Source organism: Promicromonospora kroppenstedtii DSM 19349, from assembly GCF_000515355.1.
GTDB classification, from domain to species: Bacteria; Actinomycetota; Actinomycetes; order Actinomycetales; family Cellulomonadaceae; genus Promicromonospora; species Promicromonospora kroppenstedtii.
This window is the reverse complement of record NZ_KI911725.1, coordinates 49712-51444: the sequence shown is the minus strand read 5'-3', so window position 1 is coordinate 51444 and position 1733 is coordinate 49712. Positions and strand designations below refer to the sequence as shown.

General features: G+C 73.6%; 3 protein-coding genes. 2 read left to right on the top strand and 1 reads right to left on the bottom strand.

Features of this window, described 5'->3' with window-relative positions; all coding sequences use genetic code 11:
- On the top strand, nucleotides 1-244 hold a 244-nt coding region (locus tag PROKR_RS37540; RefSeq protein ID WP_036967043.1), incomplete at its 5' end, for a 2Fe-2S iron-sulfur cluster-binding protein.
- A complete protein-coding gene (locus PROKR_RS21340; protein ID WP_036967039.1) occupies nucleotides 241-1011 on the top strand; it encodes an enoyl-CoA hydratase/isomerase family protein in 771 nt (256 codons plus the stop codon). The genes PROKR_RS37540 and PROKR_RS21340, both read left to right, overlap by 4 nt.
- Nucleotides 1012-1024: 13 nt before the next feature.
- Here PROKR_RS21340 and PROKR_RS21335 read toward each other — a convergent pair.
- Nucleotides 1025-1733 (bottom strand): dihydrolipoamide acetyltransferase family protein (locus tag PROKR_RS21335; RefSeq protein WP_169736501.1); only part of this gene is annotated, 709 nt, incomplete at its 5' end.

The window sequence follows — 1733 nt, the reverse complement described above, 5'->3', positions numbered from 1 at the left end:
GACGGTGGCCACCCCGGCCGGCGCGCGCGAGAGCGTCCTCAACGCGGCGCTCCGGGTGCGCGGTGACGTGCCGTTCGCGTGTGCGGGCGGCGTGTGCGGCACCTGCCGGGCCAAACTGGTCTCGGGCACGGTCGAGATGGCGGAGAACTACGCCCTCGAACCCGAGGAGCTGGCCCGCGGGTACGTGCTGACCTGTCAAGCGATCCCCACCAGCAAGGAGATCTCCGTGGACTACGACTCATGATCACGCTGACCGTCGAGGACGACGTCGCGGAGGTGGTGCTCGACGCCCCGGGCAGGCTCAACGCCCTGGACGAGAGCGCGCTGGCCGACCTGGACGACGCCTACCGCGAGGCCGAGGCGGCCGGGGTGCGGGCGTTGCTGCTCCGGGGCGAGGGCCGGGCGTTCTGCGCGGGCCGGGACATCTCCGCCGTGGATCCCGCCACGGACGACGCGCTCGGCTACCTGCGCAACCGGGTGACCCCGCTGCTCTGGCGCATGGCGGCCTTCCCGGCGCCGACCTTCGCGGCGGCGCACGGCGCGTGCCTGGGCGTGGGCCTGGGCCTGCTGATCGCGACCGACGTCGTCTACGTGGCCGACGACGCGAAGATCGGCTCGCCGTTCGCGAACCTCGGGGCCACGCTCGACTCCGGCGGGCACGCGCTGTTCTTCGACCGCCTGGGTGCGCACCGGACGCTCGACCTGGTCTACACGGGCGAGCTGCTGAGCGGGGCCGAGGCGGTCGCCGCCGGGCTGTTCTCCCGGGCCGTGCCAGGACCGGAGCTGCTCGAGTTCACGCGGACCCGGGTTGAGCGGGTGGCGCAGGGGCCGACCAGCGCCTTTGTGGCGTCGAAGCGCCTGGTGACGGAGCTGCGCGACGAGCGAGTGGCGTTCTGGTCCGCGGTGGCGCACGAGAACGAGGCCCAGGGTGCGCTGAGCGAGACGGATGACTACCGGGAGGGCTTCGCGGCCTTCCAGGAGAAGCGCCCGCCCCGTTTCTCGGGGCGCTGAGCCGGGGCGGGCGTCACAGGCGGACCAGTGCCGGGAGCGGGTTCTCGATGGCGTCGGCGACCTGGCGCATGAAGCCCGCCGCCGTCGCCCCGTCGCAGACGCGATGGTCGAAGACGAAGGACATCTGAGTGATCTTGCGCGGCACGATCTGACCGTCCACGACCCACGGCCGGTCGATGACGCGGCCGAACCCCAGGATCGCGACCTGCGGGTGGTTGATGATCGCGGCGCTGCCGTCGACGCCGAGGCTGCCGTAGTTGTTCAGCGTGAACGTGCCGGCGGTCAGCTCCTCGGGCGTGGCCCGGCCCGCACGGGCACGGGTGGTGAGGTCGCGCAGGGCGGCGTCGAGCTCGCGCGTGGTCAACGCGTCCGCGCCGAGCACGGCCGGGGCGACCAGCCCGGCCTCGCCCTGGACGGCGATGCCGAGGTTGACCGTGTCGGACACGACGATCTCGTCGCGCGCGGCGTCGAACCGCGCGTTGAGCACAGGATGGTCGGCCAGGGCGGAGACGACGAACCGGGCGATGTGAGCGAGCAGGCCCGGGCCCGGATCATCGGGCCGGCGCGTGGCCTCGCGCAGCTCCCAGAGTGCGGTGGCGTCGACGTCGACCCAGACCGTCGCCTCGGGGATCTCGGCGCGGCTGCGCGAGAGCACCCGGGACGCCGCGCGCCGGAAGCCGTCGAGCGGGACGCGGTGCTCGCCGGGGGTGGCTGGTGCGGCG

Excerpts from the sequence above, each read along its gene's own strand:
- PROKR_RS21340 (WP_036967039.1), top strand. The coding sequence starts at position 241 with ATGATCACGCTGACCGTCGAGGACGACGTCGCGGAGGTGGTGCTCGAC.